This window comes from Aetokthonos hydrillicola CCALA 1050 (assembly GCF_017591665.1).
Lineage (GTDB): Bacteria > Cyanobacteriota > Cyanobacteriia > Cyanobacteriales > Nostocaceae > Aetokthonos > Aetokthonos hydrillicola.
Window position 1 is genome coordinate 1 of the sequence record NZ_JAAKGC010000298.1, and the last position, 2,202, is coordinate 2,202.

The window sequence follows — 2,202 nt, forward strand, 5'->3', positions numbered from 1 at the left end:
GCTCGTTATCAAACGACGGAGCAAATTCTGACCAGCGTTGAGCGAGAATTTCCTCAATCCGTTGTTGTACCCATTTTTGCAACAGCGATCGCTCTATACTTGTCACCACACCCCGCAAGTGAATTTCTGGTTTTGCCATCAGCTTGCCATTCCAGTCTATTGCGGCGGCGATCGTGATAATACCTTCTTCTGCCATGCGTTGACGTTCTTGCAACACTTTAGCACTGACCATGCCAGAACTTGAAGTATCTACAAGTTCTAAACCTGCTGGGACTTTACCAACGGCACGAATCGATTCAGTAGTTAATTCTACTACATCCCCATTCTGGATAATTATCATGTTGCTTGCTGGAATGCCCATACTTTGTGCAGTTTGAGCATGTTTTACAAGCATCCGATGTTCACCATGAACTGGTAAGAAAAATTTGGGTTTCGTTAAAGCTATCATTAGCTTTTGGTCTTCTTGACATCCATGTCCTGAGACGTGAACCCCTTTTTCCCGTCCATAAATTACGTTTGCGCCTTGGAGCATTAATTTATCAATAATGGTGACTACAGCGATTGTATTTCCGGGAATGGGGTTAGCTGAGAATACAACAGTATCGCCTTCTCGAATTCTTACGTGAGGATGCTCTTTGTTAGCAATGCGTGTCATTGCTGACATTGGCTCCCCTTGTGAACCGGTTGTTAAGATTAATACTTTTTCCTCTGGAAGATTACGGACAGCGTGTAAGGGCTGAAGTAAATTATCATCACATTTAATATATCCAAGATTACGGGCATGAGCTATTAGATTGAGCATAGAGCGCCCTACCACTGTCACCACACGGTCATACTTTTGCGCCAATTGCAAAATCATATTGATGCGATGCACGCTAGAAGCAAAGGTGGTTACAAAAAGTCTTCCAGGGGTTTGCAGAAAAATTCGTTCTAGATTTGGGTAAACTGAACCTTCGGAAGGTGTGAACCCTGGGACTTCTGAGTTTGTTGAGTCACTAAGCAAGCAAAGAACACCTTTTTCTCCGTGTTCTGCTAGCCTTTGTATGTCGAAACGTTCACCATCTACTGGGGTGTGGTCAAATTTAAAGTCTCCTGTATGGATGACTAATCCAATTGGGGTATGGATAGCAACAGTGAAGCTATCAGCAATCGAGTGGGTGTTGCGGATATACTCTACAAAAAAGTGTTTACCAATCCGCACTACATCGCGAGGAAGAACTTTTCTTAATTCGGTGCGATCGCGCACTCCTGCTTCTTCAAGTTTCCCTTCTAGCATTGCCATTGCACGCCGTGGACCATAAATTACAGGAATGTCAAATTGTTTTAAATGAAAAGCAATCCCGCCGATATGGTCTTCATGACCATGGGTGACGATCATACCCTTTATTTTGTGGCGATTTTCCCGCAAATAGGTCATGTCTGGTAGGACAATATTGACCCCGTGCATTCCGTGGGTGGGAAACGCTAACCCTGCATCTAAAAGCACGATTTCATCTTCGTACTCAAAAACACAAGTATTTTTACCAATTTCATGCAAGCCGCCTAAAGGAATAATTTTTAAGGCGGTGTCGGTTCCGGTTTTAACCATTTTCTCCTTAGATTGTTATTTGTCGTTAAAATGAAAACTTAGCGGTTTGTATAAAAATTAACATCAACCGCTTATCAAATCAGTTTGAGCTAGGATTTTAATCAGATTTTCTGATGTACTAAGCAAATAGGTTTTACACTTTCAACACTCATAGTTTTTCATTCGTAGCACACGTGTTTTTCCTATACCACTGTAAAATTAGTCACCATATTGATATGTAGTTTCCGCTACGTAGCGGAATAAATCTTAAGAAGCTCCCGGCTTTATTAAATTCAGTTCTTTAAGAATTACCTCTAATTGCTGACTAAATTTTGAGTCAGTTTCATACAAAGGCAATCTAGTTGCTCCAACATCCCACCCTTGAAGTAAGAGTGCTTTTTTAACTGGGATAGGACTTGTTGTTGCAAACAAAACTTTAAATAATGGGAACAGTTGGAGATGAATCTCTGTGGCTACTTGAATTTGACCTGAACAAAAAGCTTGGATCATATCCTGTAGTTTAGGTCCTACAAGATGAGAAGCTACACTAACTACACCCTTTGCCCCTATTGCCAGCAAGGGCAAGGTCATGTAATCATCACCAGAGTAAATTTGGAATTCTTTAGGGGTCAAGC

At 41.4% G+C, this 2,202-nt stretch carries 2 protein-coding genes; both read right to left on the minus strand.

The features are described from left to right. Positions 1-1,588 (minus strand): ribonuclease J (locus G4P69_RS37170; RefSeq protein WP_208354877.1); only part of this gene is annotated, 1,588 nt, incomplete at its 3' end. 246 nt (positions 1,589-1,834) lie between these two features. Beyond that, the coding region (locus G4P69_RS37175; RefSeq protein ID WP_208354885.1) for a dihydrodipicolinate synthase family protein at positions 1,835-2,202 on the minus strand (368 nt) is incomplete at its 5' end.